The sequence below is a fragment of the Flavobacterium sp. ENC genome (genome assembly GCF_020991415.1).
Taxonomy (GTDB): domain Bacteria; phylum Bacteroidota; class Bacteroidia; order Flavobacteriales; family Flavobacteriaceae; genus Flavobacterium.
In genome coordinates this window covers 49,706-68,660 of the sequence record NZ_JAJMOY010000006.1, presented here as the reverse complement: position 1 = coordinate 68,660, position 18,955 = coordinate 49,706, and the positions used below count along the sequence as shown (strand labels likewise).

The following is an 18,955-nucleotide window of genomic DNA, read 5'->3' as shown; positions in this document are numbered from 1 at the left end:
TTATAAAGTCAGGGCTGCACTTTTTTTATAGTGCTGAAAAGATTCGGCGATTGGCCAGTTTTAAATTTGGTAACAGAAGTTAATAATATGATTAATTCTATCGTTAACCCTAATTCGGATTTGGTTCTAATAATCATTGCTCTTGCCTACGGATACTATATTATCATGATAAAAAAGAAAAAAAGGTAAGTGCTGTAAAGTACTTACAACTTTATAAAAACAGATAGAAGCATAAAATGGAAGATTATGTTTTTATGGACAGCCGTCTTGTATTTCATGCAAGGCGGTTTTTTTGCGGGTTGCAAACTTAAGGTTCAAATCCTGCTGCTCTCCCACCAAAAAAATCCTAATGAAAATTAGAACTTTTTTAATGAATAAAATTTAAAAAATCTAAATTCCGGATTCCGGATTAATCCTAAAACAGTAGTTTCTGTTTATGTGTTTTTATTGCGCGACAAAGTTGTTACAAAGAAAGAATTTTATCTAGTTACAAAAAAAGTTAATAGTCTTTTCGATAGTGCTTTCGTGGGGCGTAACAAGCAATACAGAACCACCAAATGGAGTTGACACATAACGACGGGTGATATTCGTAAACTTCCCCCTCTGCACAGTTGGAAATCCATCGGTGTCAAATTCGTACGAATAGTCAATTTTAGTAGTGTCACGTGTTGAGTAACGATGTGCTATAATTTCAATATTCTTTAGCATCTTTTTTTCGGAAGAGGTCTCATTGGCAAAGAACAATTGGTAGGGAACATAATTAGGAAGGTATTGCAAAGATTGCTGATTTGACACATTTGAGATAAAAAGCAATCCCACAGGTCCCTCGAAATAAGGCTTTACTTTGTTTTCCCTGTCCAGGAAATAAGTATAGGTGTAATCAGCAGTATAATATTCCTGCGAATCAAGGTCGTAAAGGTTCTGAACTGATTTTTTACTTAAATTGCCATCTGCATATTCGTAGCTGGTTGTCACCTCTGCCGTAGTTCCTATTTTGTGTGTCGTGATTCCGGTCAGGACATTGCTGTCATCATAGTGTGCGTCAGTAGATGAAACTAATACACCCAGCGCATTGAACTCCGATTGTTTTATTACTTTTCCGCCGGAATTATATTCCAATCGGTAGGACGATTCCAGATTATTGCCTATAGATTTTGATACTTTATCAACATTTCCCTGCGCATTGTAGTCTATTTTAAAAATTCTTGTTATCGGCGGTTCTGCCGGAGCAGCCTTATTATATTCCCTGGTGGTTATTTCTATCGGCTTGTCCTGCGAATTATATACTATAGTATTGGTATCGCCTCCGAAAGATATTTGGCCGGGCCTGTTTTTGCATGCGAGTGTATTTATTTCTTTAGGAACTTCCTGAGACGAATTGTCACTGCTGCAGGAAGAAAACAGTAATAGAATTAATGCCATACCTGCAAAGAATTTAAAATGAAATTGATCATTTTTTTTCACTGGCCCTGAAGTGCCTGATGCAATATTTTTTCGTGTTGTTATCATAATTCTTAAAATTAGTAAAGTGAACAATTATTTTTACAAAACACAGAAGTGGAATTAAGTCAGATCTCCTTAAAATAGACCTGATCACATGTAACACCTGACTTATGGTTAATTTGACTATAATGGTACGCATTACTTTTTATACTTCCTAATTATATTTCTGTTACCTGTAATTAGGAAGTATATAAATAAAACTTTACTACTCCAAAAATAGAAATCCAAAAGTAGGTGTTGAAAATCTTCCGGCATAAATCAAGATTGCTGCCTTTTTCGCACACGACTTTGTCCTCTTTTTGTATGGTAAAAAGAACTATATCGGTCAATGCCAAAATGTCCCATAAACAGGGGCTGATTATTTAGGGATAAGGTAGGTAATGATAGATAAAAATACCATTTCATCACTGGACAAAAATCAAGAAATACTTACTAGCTCATCTGCAATTAATGCAACAGAAGTACTCCTCCGTTGCAGGGAATTTCAATTTCAGCTTCCTGATTTTTTTTAAGTTTTAATGTTTCTTTTTTTCCTTTTAATTGCGCATCATCTGAATAATATTTTAAAGTGGTTCCCGAAGCAATCATAGGCAGTTTTAGTTTAATTTTCAGGGTTTCTTTCTGAGCATTTATACCCGCGATATACCACTTAATTCCTTTTCGGCGGGCAATAATGACATATTTACCTGGATATCCTTCCAGAAAACGAACCTCATCCCAGGTTGTTGGAACTTCTTTTATAAAATTAACAGCCCACTCCGGAGCATCGGTTAAATTGTTTGGTGCCAATGCAAAATGCTGCACGCCACTTTGAAAAAGTACGGCTGTAGCCAAAGCAAATACATCAGAAGTAATTCGTTTTGAACCTTTATTGGGGATATTATCACTATTGTAAAATTTATTTAAGGCACTTCCGCCAAAATCCATACTGCCAACTGTATTTCGAATAAAAGTATGTGTCGCCGCATTTGCAGCTTCATTATCACAGCTTACCTGCCCAAAATGCAGATTTTCGCTCGCCAAAACCGCCTCGCTTGCTGCATAATTCGGATACATACGCTCCCAGCCTCTCGGCAATGTACAGCCATGGAAAATAACCATTATACCAAAATCATTCGCATCTGTCAGGATATCTTCGTATAACTTCATGGTGACTTGTTTGTCTCCGCCGAAAAAATCTACTTTAATTCCTTTTACGCCAATACTTTTCATCCACGCCATTTCCTGACGACGAACTGCTGCATTATCCATCATGCCTCTTGGTCCCTGCGGTGCATCATTCCAGTACCCATTTGAGTTGTACCATAAATACAAACCCACGTTTTTTGATCGCCCGTATTCCGCTAATTCGGCAATTTTATCTTTTCCGATCTGTGTATCCCAAAGTGCATCAATGAGGATGGTTTCATACCCCAAAGCATTACTGAAATCGATGTATTGTTTTTGTACCGGAAAAGTGGTGTTGTTGTCCATTTTCATAATCCAGCTCCAGGTGCCTTTTGTATATTGATATTCTTTTGAGGCTTTGTATTTTGGCTGAACCAAATCAAACGGAATTGTCGTGGCTACAATAGGCCCGAGCGTTTCACCTACTGTAATAGTCCGCCACGGAGTTTCTCCGGGAAGTGCAATTCCAGGTGCTGTAGTTCCGTTTCCATTGTTTTCCCCTGCCATTGGAAAACCAATCGTGTACAATCCTTTTTCACGACCGATTAATCTGCTGCCACAGTAATTTCCGTCAACGCCGGTCTCAGATATTAAAACCCAGCCGTTATTATTTACTTTAAAAAGACACGGAAATGTATAGCCTTCGCCAATGCCGTTTTTGCCCATTGCCTCATCTAATGCGTACGATGTTTCATAACTTGGTGCAGTTCTGGCATATCCTGTCATGGGTTTGCTTTGCGGGCAAAGAAATGTCGTTGTTCCCTGAGGCAGAAGAAAACCTGAAGCTTCTTCCTGCACCACACAGGCACGTGTTTCTTTTTGTGAATGAATTTTATATTTAAAAGCCACATTATTATTGCTAACCCTGAAAATTACATCAATCGCAGGTTTCGTTTCTTTAGTAAAAGAAAAGATCGCTTCGTTAGCTTCATAATGTATATTACTTTGCTTGATATTAGGCAATTGATACGTTTCATCAATTTTATTTTGATCCGGATTTTGTTTTAAAACCAATCCTGCTGAAAAGTCACCCACATTTGTTTTTAAACCAAGCGGAGAATTTTCTAAGAACGTTTTTTCATTGTATGAAATGCTATAAAAAGGCATTCCGCCTGAGATTGAAACAGAAACTTTTAATTTCCCATCCGGACTTTTTACAACTGATTGTGCACTTAATTTTAAAAAACTGAACAGACATACACATAAAACATACTTAAAATTCATAACACACTTTTGATTAATTACTTTATTAATTGGTAACAGGACAGGAAGTTTATTGAATTGACACTTTAGTCATTTTTAAATCTTTAGCGTCTGAACTCGTTCCGTACAACACTTCATATTCTCCGGAAGTTATATTCATTCCGATGTTTTTTGCGTCATAAAATTCAAATGACGAAGGCGGCAAATCGATTGATACATTCTGGCTTTCGCCTGCTTTTAATTGAATTCGTTTAAAAGCTTTCAGTGTTTTTAAAGGACCATTGGTATCATTAACTTTTCGGATATAAACCTGAACAATCTCTGTTCCTTCTCGTTTACTTGTATTTTTAATCGAAAAGTTTAATTGTGTATTTTCATTCGCTTTTATTTTTGTCTTGACCAGATTTGCTTTTCCAATTTGGAATTTAGAATAGCTTAAACCAAAACCAAACGGAAATAAAACATTTGTCGTGTATCTGTACGTACGTCCTTTCATCGAATAATCTTCAAAATCACCTAAGACTTCCGAATTTTTATAAAAGGAAACCGGCAGTTTTCCAGCGGGATTATAATCTCCAAAAAGAACATCTGCCACAGCCTGGCCTCCGGATTCTCCCGGATACCATGCTTGTAAAATGGCGTCGCAGCTTGCTGTTTCAGGATCCAGAGCAATTGCAGAACCGGAACAGTTTACAAAAATTACTTTTTTACCTGCCGCTTTCAGTTCCTGTAAACATTTTCTTTGTACTGCAGGAAGTTCAATATTGGTTCGGTCACCGCCTTTAAAACCGGGATAAGAAACCGGCATTTCTTCTCCTTCCAGCAAAGTCGAAAGCCCACCGACAAAAATTACCGTATCGATACCTTTTAATTTTTGAAGCAATGCTGCGAAATTGATATCATGTTCTTTTCCAAAATCGAATTCAAGATTTGCCTGCCAATTGTTGGATTGTGCGTACAGAATTTCAATTTTATATTTTTTACCGGCTTCAACTGCAAATTTAAATTTACCGGGAAGCGTTCTCCAATTGGTGTATTTTGCTGAAGATTTATCATTCACCAATAATTCAAAAGCTCCGGTAGCGCCTGTTTTAAAAACAAGACTGTCATTTTCTTTAGCCACAAATTCGGTTTCATATTTTGCCGAAAATCCTTCTAATTTCACTCCCGAAGCAAATTCATGCTGTCCGGCAGTCGTCATTTTTATCGGGTTTACAATTTGCTGTACTATAATGCTGTTGCCTTCTCTGTTTGGATTGTTCCAATACGTGGCTTTCATTCCTTTTTTTCCTTCAAATGAAATTTGGTCAAAATAACTTTGGTTTACCTTGTCTTCTACCAAATCACAGGCTTTATCATACACGATTTTATTTGCGCTAACTTTTGATTCTATTCCGCTTTTAATGGTAATAGTTTTAACAGGCGTTCCGTTGTAATTTCCCCATAACATGGGTTCATTATCGGCATTTGGGCCAATAACGGCCACTTTATTAATTACTTTGTTTAAAGGCAGAATATTGTTTTTATTCTGCAAAAGCGTCATCGATTTTTGCGCCATTTCGAGCGCTAATTTCTGGTGCTCTTTGCTATTCAGCACCGAAGCCGGAATTTGAGCCCACGGCACGATGGCGTCATCATCCATTTCGCCTAAATCGAAACGGCCGGTTAAAACACGAAGCAGGCTTTTATCAATATCAGCTTCTTTTATTAAGTCTTTCTCAACCGCTTCCGGTAAGTTTTTAAACGGATATTTCTCCCAGACACATTCTACATCGGTTCCTGCCAGAACGGCTTTTGATGCGGCATGTGTTGCATCTGACGAAACTTTGTGCGTGGTATAAAAATCTGTAACGGCTCCGCAATCTGAAACAACCATGTATTTGTACCCCCACTCATCACGTAAAATTCGTTGCAATAAACGCGTATTACTACAGCAAGGTTCATCATCCAATCGCTGATAGGCACACATAACCTGACGCACATCAGCGTCTTGTACCAATGCTTTAAAAGCCGGCAAATAAGTTTCGTATAATTCACGCGGATCAACATTATTCAAATTCAGTTCGTGTCGGCTCCATTCCGGTCCTGAATGCACGGCAAAATGTTTGGCGCAGGCCAGAAGTTTGCGGTATTTGGCACCTGCCGGACCCTGAAGTCCTTTCACAACTGAAATTCCCATTCGGGAAGTTAAATACGGATCTTCACCATACGTTTCCTGCCCACGTCCCCAGCGCGGATCCCTGAAAATATTGACATTCGGTGTCCAGACTGAAAGACTCAGAAATCGTTTGTTTTCGTTACCGCCCTGAATCCATTGGTTGTATTTGGCACGGGCTTCATCAGAAACTGCATTAAAAACATTGTATACCAACTGATCGTCAAATGAAGCTGCCATACCTATAGGTTCCGGAAAAACAGTAACATTATCGTTGTTCGCATAACCGTGCAGCGCTTCGCTCCACCAATTGAATTTTTTAATGCCAAGTCTTGGTATCGGATCACTTTGATCACACATTAATGCCGCTTTTTCTTCAAGTGTTAATTTTGAAATTAAATCTTTTGCACGTTCTGTTGAACTCAGAGATGCATCCTTAAAACGGTATTGCTGTGCGTTTACACTAAAAATACAAACACAACTTATGATAAACAGATAACTAATTTTCATGATTTTCTGAATTATATAATGAATATTTTGCGACGCTAATCGACTACTAATTTTTTTAAATTTGATCTTCGATATGAAAAAAATCAAAGTCAACAAAGCCTCCCACGCTTTTTGTGGCATAGTTGAATAACCCAAATCGATAGCCCATAAAATGAGGAAGTGTATATGGCAGTTTTATTTTTTTTCCAATACTGATCCATTTTTTTCCATCTAAACTGTAAAAAAACCGGCCTTCATCTGCCTTATCTTTAAAATTGCATTCTGCCTTGAAATAAACTTTATTTTGGGTTAAAGGAATACTTTCTATTGTTGTTGGAATATCGTTCAGTGCTTCAATCATTACGATTTTTTTTGAATCTTTTTCAGCTTTTACGCCAACTAATCCGTACTCTTTTTGCAATAAAGAAAGTCCTGCAAAGTCACCGTCTTTCATTTTAGAAACCTCAACCAGAATTGTTCCTGAACTTTCCGGGCCAAAAGTTCTTTGCGTTAACGTATTTTTCGCCTGAACAAAACTGCTGTCGGTTCTTCCGGTTTTTAACCTTAAAAAACCTTTTCTTTCTTTTACCGACCAAAGCGAATTGTCCGGATTATGATTCCATTGCCAGACCAAAGGCAAATCGGGATCATTTTTTTTCCGGTTAAAATCATCCGAATTTACAATTCCGGGAATTAAACCTTTGCTTGCCGGTAAATCAAGATTCTCCGGCACTTTGTTATTTTCGCCTAAAACTGGCCAGTCATTTTTCCATTTCACCGGAACCAGATAAGGAATTCGCCCTACACCGCCAAAATCCCTGAACAAATAAGAGAACCATTTTCCGTCTGGTGTATCGATAAGTCCGCCCTGGGCAACACCTAAATCCTGTAAACCGACTTTTCCTTCCCACGGGCCTGTAATATTATCTGCCCTGTGTACAATTACCGTTCGCATTCCGTCTTTTGGCCAGACGATGTTAAACAGGTAATATTTGCCTTTGATTTTAAAAAGCTGTGAACCTTCAGATTGCAGCATAATATTGTTACCAGCAGGTGCACTGGCATTTTCTATCAGCACTTTTTCTGTTTCTCCTTTTATATTTGATAAGTCTGAATTTAATTCTACAATATGCAGTTTTCCTGCACCCCAAACCATATAAGTCTTTCCGTCATCATCAAAAAAAATTGAATGATCGTGATAGGAAGTGTTCAAAACTACCCGGTTCCAAGAGCCTTTTTCTATATCTTTTGTCGAAAAAATATAGGTTTTGCCCATCGTTCCCGAGAAGGTGCTTACATAATAAATTCCATTGTGATAATTGAGACTGCTCGCCCACGAACCTCTTCCGTAATCATTTTTTCCATTATCCAGATTTAGTTTATCGTTATCATTTTCTAATGTTTGATAAGCATAGCTGACAATTTTCCAATTTACTAAGTCGGTAGATTTCATAATGGGAACACCGGGATTCATGTGCATGGTCGTACTGCTCATGTAATAAATATCGTTTACACGAATGATAGACATATCAGGAACATCGGCAAAAATGACCGGATTCTTCGCCTTATTTTGTCCATAATTACACAGACTAAAAAGCAGAACAAGACTAAAAAAAACGTTTCTAATTTTCATCTGGTTTATTTTTTTAATCCTTTAAAATTCTGAATTGATGAAACCTCGGACTATTGCTGCCATCAATAGATTTTATTGTAATGTTTACAATTTCAATTTTTTCAACTTTTAATCGAATGGTTTTATTTTCCAGAGCAATAATCTGTGCTGGTTTTTCATTGATAAGAATGGTGATTTTATCTGTTTTAGAATCGTCTGTACAACTTATATCCAGATATTTTCCGGACTTATTTTTATTTAATAACTGATAGGAAATATACGATCGCGTACTTCTCCAGGCCATTGTATCATCATAACCCGAATCACTTTTTTCGCCTTTATATCCGTGATCCACTTCTGACTGCTGTTCGCCGCAATTAATTTTATCGATAGTTTTAGCTTCCAAAGCCAATGCTTCAATTTCCTGCTGTTTTAAAAGAGCATGCTTTTCCTGATACTGTTCTTTGGTATAATTTTGAAAATACATTTGATAACGCGCGTCATGAACTTCAAAAAACGGCTGTAATTCTAAAGAATCTAAACGAAAATGAAGGTTTCCTGATTCCTTCAATTTTGCGATATAAGCTGATTTTTCACCTATCATTTCATATGCCTGATCCAAAGGATAATATTTACCTGAGGCAACATGTCCCATTCGGCTGTCATCGGCAAATAATCCGTCTAAATCTTTATTTGATGTTTTGACTGCCAATACAATAGGTCCGTTTACAAAAGCACTCCAGTTTGAGCCGTCCGGCAAATTTTCCAGATGTGTCGAAGTCTTAAATGTAACTGTGATCTGATCTCCTGATTTCCATTTTCGTTTGAGCACTACATAACTGGAGGGCTTTGCTTCTATTTTCTGAATTTTTCCATTGATTGAAATTTCAAAATTTTCAGCCCATTCCGGACAACGGATATTCATCAAAAATGTCTCGCTTTTCTTTAGTTTTAAAACAAGGTCTGTGCTATTCTGATAGGGGAATTTTGTACTTTGTTCGATGTAAATATTCTTTTCTTTCCAGTCTAAAGTGGACGGAATAAAAAGATTTACAAAAACATCATTTTCTGTATGGCTGTAGATTAACTCTCCATATTTAGAATGGTTTTCAAGCCCTGAACCCACACAACACCACATACTGGTTTCGGGTTGAGAATAGACGCGATAATGATTGGGTCTGATGGGTGTAAAATAAACAAACCCTCCTTTTTCCGGATGCTGGCTCGAAAGAATATGATTGTAAAGCGTTCGCTCGTAAAAATCAAGATAACTTACCTGGTTTTTGTCCAGAAACAACGCTTTGCTCAAACGTTCCATATTGTAGGAGTTACATGTTTCCGGTCCCTGATTTGATTTTAACATGCCGCTAAAATCTTCGGTTGGATTAAAATGTTCGGCAACACTGTTTCCGCCAAAAGCTACGCTGCGTTTTTGGGTAACGGTTTCCCAGAAAAACTGCGCGGCATCTGTCCAGTCTTTGTTTCCGGAAAGTACACCGATTTTCTCAAACCCAATTACTTTCGGTATTTGGGTATTGGCATGCAATCCTGTTAACTTATCTTCTTTTTTCTCTAGCGGAACTAATATCGCCAAATGCGACATTTTCTCGGCGGTTTCCAGGTATTTCTTGTCCTTTGTAATGATATACAAATCGGCAAAAGATTCGTTTATACCGCCGTGTTCTGTTTTTAATATATTTTGAATCTGCTCCTCTGAAAGCGGACGAATTAATTCGATGAACCAATCGCCCAGTTTTATTAAAACCTGTTTTGCTTTTTCATTTCCGGTGTAACGATACGTATCGATTAAACCGGCAAAAAGCTTGTGAATATTGTACAACGGCACCCAGGTATTGTTTAATCCAAAATTACTTCCGTCAATGTCTCCGTTGTGAATTCGGTCCCAAAAAACTTTTCCCTGCGGAATTCCGCCCACATACCCATTACCATTTTTTTGCTGACATTTTTCCAACTCCGAAATCATATAATCCAATCGGTTTTTAACTTCCGTATTTCCGGTCGAAGCATACATCATCGCCAATGCCGAAAGATAATGTCCGGCAATATGCCCGTCAAGTCCTATGCTTTCCCAATTGCCGTAACGTTCTGCTTTTACGGGTATTCCCGAAGCGATAAGATACGGCGCTAAAAGCCGGTCCGGATTGAGTTCTAAAATATACTTCAGATCTACATCCTGAGCATTTTTAAATACTCCTTTAGTTAGTCTTACCTCGTTCAAGTCAAATGTTTTCATTTGAGCTTCTGTCACATGGCACAGTAACAGTGTACAAAAACAAAATATAAAACTGTATTTCATTCTAATTTTTTTTAATCTTTTAAATATTTTTCCTTTTTCTTACGAACAGATTGACCCTATTTATTTTTTAGAACAAGAAATAAGACTAAAGAATACTATTCTTAAAACTAGAAAATGAACTAGTTCTATCGGCTGTTTGTTAAAAGTGTAAAAATAACACTTTTTAAAATGTAAAAAATAATTCTTCAATAAAAAAGCCCTATTTTTATCATTTATGTTTTTAAATCAAATATTTTTAAGAAAATAACTCAAAATAAAAAGAAATCATTTAGATATTACATTTTAATTCAAATACCAGGCAAATAAATTTTGCTTCCTTCGCAGATCATGAAAATCCGAAAACCTATGATAATTTAATATCGCAGGGTAAATATTCTTGTAGTCCAGCTTTAAAGCCACCATTGTTTTAGGAGGCTTTGCAACTCTTTTCTTATCTGTTATCCTGAATTTTAATCTTTATTTTTTTATAAATTTTCTACTTATTTTAGATTTATCTTTTGTTCCGTTAATAAAATAAACTCCTGCAGGCAGTGATTCTATTTTTATTCTGGTGTTGCCGTTTTTCAAGGTTCCTGAATTCACTAAACTGCCCTGAACATTAAAAATTTTATACTCAAAATCAGAAGTCATCTTATCAATAAAAATTTCCTCCAACGCAGGATTTGGATATAATTTGAAACCAGCTTCCTCTAATTCATTTTGAACCGTGCCTAATGTGGTAAATTCCAATGGAAGCACGGTGGCATTATAACCGCTTTTTTCACTTAAGTAAAAATTAAATGATGAAATTAAGGGTTCACTTCCTGCTGCTACAGGATAAAATGCAGTAACATTATTTACTGTCTTCATTGTATAACTTCCTGCAGGCGCTTTAACACCAATGTAAACCGGATTTATTTTATTGACAGTTAAATTTTTTGGTGTTGAAACATTTCCGGTACCACTGAAAACAAATGTACCTGAACCGCTCAGTAAAACAGGGGTATTTGCCGGAATGACACCTTCAATTTTATTACAGATTATTTTAACGGATGAAGGCTGTAGCGTGTAAGCCATTACATCCTGAGGTATAGTGGCTTCATACGGAAGAACCAAAACATCATAACCTGTAATAGTTTTGGTAAAAGAAGCAGCTATTGCCGAAAAGCCGAAAGGAACATTAAAATCTCCTCCCTGATCCATAAGTTTTAGACTGTTACACGTTGTTCCTGATACCACATTATCAGCAGTATTATTAGCCGCTACATAAAAAATACTGTTTTTATTTGCTGATTTGGCATGCCAATCCTCAGATGAACTGATACCGGTGGCGTTTCTAAAATCTAATGATACATAGCTGGTGTTTTGCAGAGCATCCATCAGAAGGCTGTCATTATTGGAATATATTCCTCCAAATTCGGCTGATTTTTCGTCAGCAATATTAAAATATACATCGCCCAAATTTAAAGTAAGTACTGAACTGTAATTTGAATTTCGTAAACCAATAATTCCGGTACATCCATCTGTAAGAACGGATTTAGAAATATCAAATGTCAAATCAAATTCGACGCCGGCAGGGAAATTAAACTTTCCGTAATTTTTAGATTTTACTTCGCCATTGTCATTGATATAATACAAAGTCGTATTGTCAGTATTGGCTTGATTTGCACTAGTAAAACTTTTAACATGCAGTATAAATTTATTGTAACGGTTGTCTAATTTCAAATATCCGTTAGAATCGTTCATACTGGTACTTATTAATGGGCTTGCGTTTGAAAATGTCACTGTCTTACCGCTCATTTGATAGGTTGTTCCAAATGCAGGATTTGTGACAGACTGATTTTCAATTTTAGCGTAATGAACTTCTTTACCGGTCATTTGTGAAGGTACCCTTTCCTTGCTCTTTTCAAATGTCAGCGTAATAAAACTTGAAGCATCTATACTTATTACCGGACGAAATGTTTCAGCAAAACTTATCGCCGTATTTTGTACATCAATACTCTGGCTGGTAATTGTTTTAGTTCCTTTTACAGAATAAAATGGCAAATCGACAGTAAGATTATAGGTGTTTTGTGATGGATTAATTATAGTAAGAACAATTTTATCGCCTGTATCATTTATATACGAAGAACCTTTAAGCTGTGCAGTAGTGTCACTCCACGTTGATTCTACACGTGTTGTACCTGTAGTGAATTTTGCATATTGCGAAAGTATATGCCCTCTTTTGGTAATTTCTCCGGATACTGTTCCGTTTGTTCCATCTCCCATCAGTGCATAATATCGTTTAGCGGAATAATGAATCCAGGCATTAACATTTCCTAACAAAGCATCATTCACACTGTTTGCGAAACTAAAAGCATCAATTCCCCAATCAAAATCACGAACCGTACCTCCGGAATTCCAGTTAATGAGATATTCTGTCATCCATATTTCCTTGTTATAATTCTGAAATTGTTTGTATTTGGACTGAATACCTCCATACTGATGAACACCGTAGACTTCAAAGTTTTGCATGACATCGGCATCGAGAAAAGCATTTGAAAAAGCATCTGAATAACCAACACTTTCCGGTGCAATAACTTTACAATTAATAAGATGTCCGTAATTTTTAACAAATGCAGCGATTTGTGCGGGTGTCCATATACAGCCTTGATAAGTCGCTCTTTCATCAGGCTCATTTTGAATTGAAATATAATCGAGTTCTACTCCATTATCACGAAGATAGGTTACATAACGATTAAGATACAAAGCATAATCTTCATAATGTTCTTCTTTCAGATAGCCAATTTGCTCCACTCCATTTTCATCTGTGTAAACGGCAACTTCACTGTTGTTCGTTTTCCATTCTGCGGGCATTGTCCAGGGACTTGCAAAAATCTTTAATCCCAAATCATTTTTGGCTAATTTTGCAGTTGCAAGCGATGAGGACCAGTTACTCTCTCCCGGAATATAAAGACGCATAATGTTATAACCGGCTTCACTGTTTGCTCCCCACATTTTTTTAATTTCTTCAACAGACATGTGATTGTAACCAAACTGGGGACTGCATACAAAACCTCCAAAACCAGTAACTTTTTGATATGTCCTATTTTTATCAATTTGTACTTTCGCATTTTGCGCACTTAACTGAACAGATGACACCAATAAAAAGGCAAACCATATTGAACTTAGCTTGTATAATTTTTTCATATTCTACTAAAATTTAATCCGTTAAAAATTTAGAATTTAATATTACTTTCAGGAGGTCCGAGATAAGACGGCTTTAATCCTCCGGTATTAATGACAATTTTCTGCAGCACAATTCCGGGATCTAAAACACGAAAGCGCAAAACATGTATTCCGGGTTTCAAAATGGTATGTTTAGTACCCGAATGAATCAGGTGTTCGGCCTGCCATTTTCCTAATTCACCACGGTAATGTCCGTTAAAATTTATGGTTTGCGGTTTTTCTTCATCAAAAGAAACCTCATAACGAAGGCCTTTGTTGCTGTTGAAATTAAGTGTTGGTGCCAAAAGCAGTTCCAGATTAAATTCTCCTGTTGAAGTAAAATCAATTTCATACTCCACAAAAATATTGTCGTTCTGAGTAGGATATTTATTTTGCAGAAATGTCGTAATTCCGCTTTTTGTTTTTCCAAAATCAGGAATAACTTCCCAGTGAATGGCAGCTGAATTATTTACTTTAGAAAAATGTTCTGCCTCGATAGAAACATATCCGTCCTTTTCTACGAATACCTTTGAAACTAGCTGCTCTTTTTCTGAAACATAAGTGATTTCCGGCAAAATGTTTTTCGGAGTATCATGCCAGGCCTTATACCCAATTCGCATCTGATCCATCATATGTGCCCATTTTCCACCTGAAATTTCATTGTTGTATTTGTTTTGAAGTACAGAATCTCTTTCAAAATTTCTTTTTACCTGATCTGCAAAAGTATTAGCCAGAATGTTTTTCTCTGCCGCCAGCTTTCTGTTATTCGCCTGGGCAAAATACATTTCATAAAGGTTACTGCAGGCATCTATAGGATACAAAACCAATTGAAAATAAGCATCCTGATATTCCTTTGGAATCTCATTGTAAATTCGATAGGCATCGAGCGCCAGATTTTTGTACTCATTGACAACCGTTTGAAATTCATTGTAATTTTCCAGACTGTAGGTTTTGCTGTCGAGCATTTCGGGAGTAACTCTTCGATTAAATTTTGGATAGGTATTTAATAGTCTTGCGATCTCTTTGGCATGTTTTGTTCCGAACTGATCTGCAGCCCATTTCTCTGTAAATTCAAAAAGATTTTGAGAATTAAACTTTTTAGGATTCCACGCCATTTCTAAAAAGAAACTGATCGGAAATTCCATTGGCTTTAAATCTCCAACATTTACAATCCAGACTTTATCAACGCCATGTTCGTAACTCAGATTCATCTGTTCCCAAACTCTTTGTATCGGACTTATATTGATCCATTTCGAATTTCTTGGACCTCCCACATAATCAAAATGATAATACATGCCGTAACCGCCTTTATGCAACCGTTTTGTCACGTCTGGAAGCTTGCGCACATTTCCCCAATTGTCATCGCAGAAAAGTAAAATCACATCATCCGGAACACGCATTCCCTGATCATAATAATCCTGAACTTCCTTATACAAAGCCCAAACCTGAGGTGTTTTTTCAGGCTTTTTTTGCGTTACGTCAGCAATAATTTTTCGTTGCTCTTTTACGATATTTTCCAGCAAAGCAATGTTGGTTCCTTCGCTCATGGCTTCATCACCGTCTCCGCGCATTCCTACCGTTATAAGCTTTTCCCAATTTTTGCTGCGTTCTAATCCTCCTTTCCAGAATTCATCCAGAACGGTTTTATTTTTATTATAATCCCAAACATTCGGGAGGTTATTTTTTTTAATATACCGGTGCCAGTCGGTTTGTGCCAGAGCCATTGGTTCGTGGTGCGATGTACCGATGATAATTCCCATTTCATTGGCAAGTGGTCCGCTGGCGGGATCATCATCATAAAATGCATTTCCCCACATCGCCGGCCAGATATAATTGGCTTTTAGCCGAAGCAGTAATTCAAAAACTTTTTCGTAAAACTTGCTGTTAAATCCGCCAAATGTTGCTTTCGACCAGCCGCTTAATGCCGGCGCTTCGTCATTGATAAAAATTCCTCTGTATTTTACGGCAGGTTCTCCATCGCTATAAATTCCTTTTACAAAATACAGATTGTCTTTTTTCTCCACAGGCACATCAGCCCAGTAATACCAGGGCGAAACGCCAATTTGTTTGGATAATTCGTAAATGCCGTAAATCGTTCCGCGTTTGTCACTTCCGGCAATTACGATGGCCTCTTCTACTCCTTTGAATGGATTTTTAATGTTTTGAATACTAAATTTTTCATTTTTGCCTTTGAGCTGTTTTCCATCGATTTTATTTGCTTTAACTAAATCATCAATAACAGAATTGGTTCCGATTGTTCCAATAATAATTAGTGGTGATGATGAATTTGGTTTCTGATTTAAGATCGACGGTTTTTCTCCCGTAACTTTTTCAAAATCAGACTGCAAATTAGTGATTGCACGCAAAATACCGGCATCTGTTCCGTTACTAACCAGAAAGGATAAGGATGAAGATTTCTCTTTCAGTACCATAACATTGTCCCCTTTTTGAGTGGTGACAAACGACTGCGCTTTTAAAAAAGTACAACTAAAAACGATAAGAAATAAGAGGCTATATTTTGAAAATGTATTCATGAACTTTATTATTATGCAATTCAATTACTATTTTAAAATCTTTATTTCTGCTGAAACAATAATGGCGCAAACATAAATAAATCGTGCCTCCAAACCGGCCAGGTATGTCCGCCCGGATATTCACGGTATTTATATTTGATTCCGAGCTGATCGAACTTTTTCATCATTATTTTACAATTTTCAAAAGCAATATCTTCTTTGCCGCCCATAGAAATCCAAAATTCTTTGATGTTCGCATTAATCGTCCCAACATTATTTTTCATAAACTCGTATTGCGGATCAGATAAAGTAGTATTATTGGCCCACCAGCCTGAACTAAAAACGCCTATATAAGAAAACAAATCAGAATTTTTAACGCCCGCATAAAGCGTTTGCAAACCTCCCATTGATAATCCGGCCAAAGCTCTGTTTTAGCATCTTTTACAACTTTAAAATTGCTTTCTACAAAAGGAATCGCTCCGGTTTTTAATTCATTTTCAAAAGCTTTCAATGCATTTTCATTGAAACCTGCCACGCCGCCTGTATTTCCCATATTGCCGTCAAGCATGGCAATTATCATTGGCTTTGCTTTATTTTCGGCAATTAAATTGTCTAAAATTAAGTTTGCTTTCCCCTGCGTCGCCCAGCCTGTTTGATCCTCGCCTCCGCCATGAAGGAGATATAAAACAGGATATTTTTCTGTCGAATTATCGTAACCCGGAGGTGTATACACATACATTTCACGCCACGAATTGGTTGTTTTTGAAAAGTATTGATTTATTCGAATGTCACCATGCGGAACGTCTTTTAAAGCATAAAAATTTCCTTCTTTATTTGGAATTTCAATACCGCTTGCCATACGCCCCATACCGTAAAATGTCTGACTTGACGGATCTGCGACAGCAACACCATCAATCAGCAGGGAATAATAATTAAATCCTTTGTTAATTACCTCTGTGGTTACAGTCCAAAATCCTTCTGAATCCCTTGTCATATCGTATTTTTTGCCCAAATCGATTTGTACTTTTGAAGCTTGGGGAGCGTTGACTTTAAAAAGCACTTTGTTATCCGGTAATATTTGAGGATACTTTGCAGTGCGAATATTCGTTTGTGCAGGATTACCCAAAACGGTATAAGCTGCAAAATTGGATTGATCGACAGGTTTAAACAAAAACTGTGAAAACATATATAATCCGTTTTTCCATACTTTAAAATCGTGGACTCCGGGCTCGATATAATAAATATGAGGCACATCATTTTTATACAAATAATCGTGCGTTCGTTTACTGTTTTCGATAAGCCAGTCGTTATCCCCGCAGGAAATCCAGAGCAGTTTTAATTTCTTTTTTGCCTCTTCTGGATTGGGAAGTAATTCTTGGGGCATTTTAGTATTGGGAGCTGCTGAGAAAGCGCCAACCCAGGCAAATTTATCCAGATTCCCCAATCCGAAATTTAAGGATTGTCCGCCGCCCATTGATAATCCGGCGATTGCGCGGTCCTCTCTGTCCTTCAGAACCGGGTATTTTTTTTCGATAAACGGAATCAGATCATTTAGTAAATCTTTTTCAAACACAGCAAAAGCCTGTACTTTATCGGACGCCATTATATTTCCGGTCGCACTGTCGTCTTTCATTGCCCTGCCGTTTGGCATGACTACAATCATGGGTTCAATTTTTCCTTCTGCAAAAAGGTTGTCTAATATAATTTGCGGATTCCCTCCGTTGAGCCATTCTTTTTCATCGCCGCCTATTCCGTGTAAAAGATACAAAACCGGATATTTTTTCTTTTTATTAAATCCCGGAGGCGTATAGACAGTCGCCTTTCTTGTAGAACCAACCGTTTTAGACTCATAACTAATTGTTTCTGTTTTTCCTGCCGGAATATTGGTATTTAACTGATCAAAACCAAGGGGAGCCTGCACTATAAAGGGCGTTTTTCCATCAGCCAATTTATATCCCAATAACGAAAGCATTTTATCAGCATAACGTCTTCCTAAATCTCTGTAACCTGCGGCATTAAAATGCAAAAAGTCAGGTTCTGCCGTACATCCTTTAGATGAAATAACATACGAATTGGGAATCGTTTTTGGCAGTGTCGCAATAATTTTATTCATGCTGCCACATTTACCGTTCTGGTCTTCGTTTACGGTTTCTCCCGATAACAGCGGTACTTTTTTCGGATCCAGATTTAGATCTTTCATTAAATTATCGTAGACAATTTTGACTTTTTTTGTCCAAAGTGTATCTCCTGTATTCGATTCTCCCTGATGCAGTAAAATGCCTTTAATAACTCCTTTTTTCTGTGCTGTTTTTGCCAGTTCGACCAATCTTGCATATGGATTTCCGTCGTATTCTTTTAGAATGCCTTTCATCCAGTCTGGCGCCGTTGCTACATATTCTGCTGCTTTATCTTTGTCAAAAAGTTCTATTTTGCATCCTCCAACGGCTACATTGATTACGCCAACTTTTATATTTTTAGGGAGATTGGCTACCAGATTTCGTCCAAAATAATCAACCGGCGTTAGTCCGGTACTGCAACGGCACAATGGCGGTATGGCGGTATACCAATTTCCTTTATCACGTTTCAGTTCAGGACAATTGACGGCTTGTAAAACCTGAAATCGATCGTCGACACCTACTTTATCCTGTGGTTCTATTTTGGCATATCCTTCCATATTGGATTGGCCAAAACTCAGATAAATATGAAAGTTGGAATCCTGGGAATACCCCTTTTGTGCTATTGAAAAAAGAAACGTGAAGGCGAAAAATCTAAGTATTGATTTCATTGTTGATTTGTTTTTATTATCAAAA

General features: G+C 37.1%; 9 protein-coding genes. All 9 read right to left on the bottom strand.

Annotation, left to right across the window (positions count from 1 at the left end; translation table 11 throughout):
* Window positions 1-483: 483 nt before the first annotated feature.
* Window positions 484-1,422 (bottom strand): hypothetical protein, encoded by a 939-nt coding sequence (locus LPB89_RS16350; RefSeq protein WP_230702761.1) that lies wholly within the window; start codon window positions 1,420-1,422, stop codon window positions 484-486.
* Window positions 1,423-1,950: 528 nt separating this feature from the next.
* Window positions 1,951-3,894, bottom strand: coding sequence for a glycoside hydrolase family 97 protein (locus tag LPB89_RS16345; RefSeq protein ID WP_230702760.1), 1,944 nt, complete (start codon window positions 3,892-3,894; stop codon window positions 1,951-1,953).
* 49 nt (window positions 3,895-3,943) lie between these two features.
* Complete coding sequence (gene xyl3A / locus LPB89_RS16340) at window positions 3,944-6,538, bottom strand: xylan 1,4-beta-xylosidase (RefSeq protein WP_230702759.1); 2,595 nt, start codon at window positions 6,536-6,538, stop codon at window positions 3,944-3,946.
* 55 nt (window positions 6,539-6,593) lie between these two features.
* The gene (locus LPB89_RS16335) at window positions 6,594-8,150 is read right to left on the bottom strand and encodes a glycoside hydrolase 43 family protein (protein WP_230702758.1); all 1,557 of its coding nucleotides are present in this window, start codon (window positions 8,148-8,150) and stop codon (window positions 6,594-6,596) included.
* Window positions 8,151-8,163: 13 nt separating this feature from the next.
* On the bottom strand, window positions 8,164-10,383 hold the full coding sequence (locus LPB89_RS16330) for a glycoside hydrolase family 127 protein (protein ID WP_230702757.1): 2,220 nt from the start codon (window positions 10,381-10,383) through the stop codon (window positions 8,164-8,166).
* A gap of 519 nt (window positions 10,384-10,902) precedes the next feature.
* Window positions 10,903-13,614: a T9SS type A sorting domain-containing protein gene (locus LPB89_RS16325; protein ID WP_230702756.1), complete on the bottom strand. Its 2,712-nt coding sequence runs from the start codon at window positions 13,612-13,614 to the stop codon at window positions 10,903-10,905.
* Between the two features lie 29 nt (window positions 13,615-13,643).
* Window positions 13,644-16,166, bottom strand: coding sequence for a glycosyl hydrolase 115 family protein (locus LPB89_RS16320; protein WP_230702755.1), 2,523 nt, complete (start codon window positions 16,164-16,166; stop codon window positions 13,644-13,646).
* Between the two features lie 41 nt (window positions 16,167-16,207).
* Window positions 16,208-16,552, bottom strand: a complete 345-nt coding sequence (locus LPB89_RS21980) for an esterase family protein (protein ID WP_255667768.1) — start codon at window positions 16,550-16,552, stop codon at window positions 16,208-16,210.
* Window positions 16,492-18,930 (bottom strand): alpha/beta hydrolase-fold protein, encoded by a 2,439-nt coding sequence (locus LPB89_RS16315; RefSeq protein WP_255667765.1) that lies wholly within the window; start codon window positions 18,928-18,930, stop codon window positions 16,492-16,494. The genes LPB89_RS21980 and LPB89_RS16315 overlap by 61 nt, the downstream gene beginning before the upstream one ends.
* Window positions 18,931-18,955: the final 25 nt, after the last annotated feature.

Coding starts and splice junctions, on each gene's coding strand:
- LPB89_RS16350 (WP_230702761.1), bottom strand. CDS start 1,422: ATGGCATTAATTCTATTACTGTTTTCTTCCTGCAGCAGTGACAATTCG.
- LPB89_RS16345 (WP_230702760.1), bottom strand. CDS start 3,894: ATGAATTTTAAGTATGTTTTATGTGTATGTCTGTTCAGTTTTTTAAAA.
- xyl3A (WP_230702759.1), bottom strand. CDS start 6,538: ATGAAAATTAGTTATCTGTTTATCATAAGTTGTGTTTGTATTTTTAGT.
- LPB89_RS16335 (WP_230702758.1), bottom strand. CDS start 8,150: ATGAAAATTAGAAACGTTTTTTTTAGTCTTGTTCTGCTTTTTAGTCTG.
- LPB89_RS16330 (WP_230702757.1), bottom strand. CDS start 10,383: ATGAAAACATTTGACTTGAACGAGGTAAGACTAACTAAAGGAGTATTT.
- LPB89_RS16325 (WP_230702756.1), bottom strand. CDS start 13,614: ATGAAAAAATTATACAAGCTAAGTTCAATATGGTTTGCCTTTTTATTG.
- LPB89_RS16320 (WP_230702755.1), bottom strand. CDS start 16,166: ATGAATACATTTTCAAAATATAGCCTCTTATTTCTTATCGTTTTTAGT.
- LPB89_RS21980 (WP_255667768.1), bottom strand. CDS start 16,552: ATGGGAGGTTTGCAAACGCTTTATGCGGGCGTTAAAAATTCTGATTTG.
- LPB89_RS16315 (WP_255667765.1), bottom strand. CDS start 18,930: ATGAAATCAATACTTAGATTTTTCGCCTTCACGTTTCTTTTTTCAATA.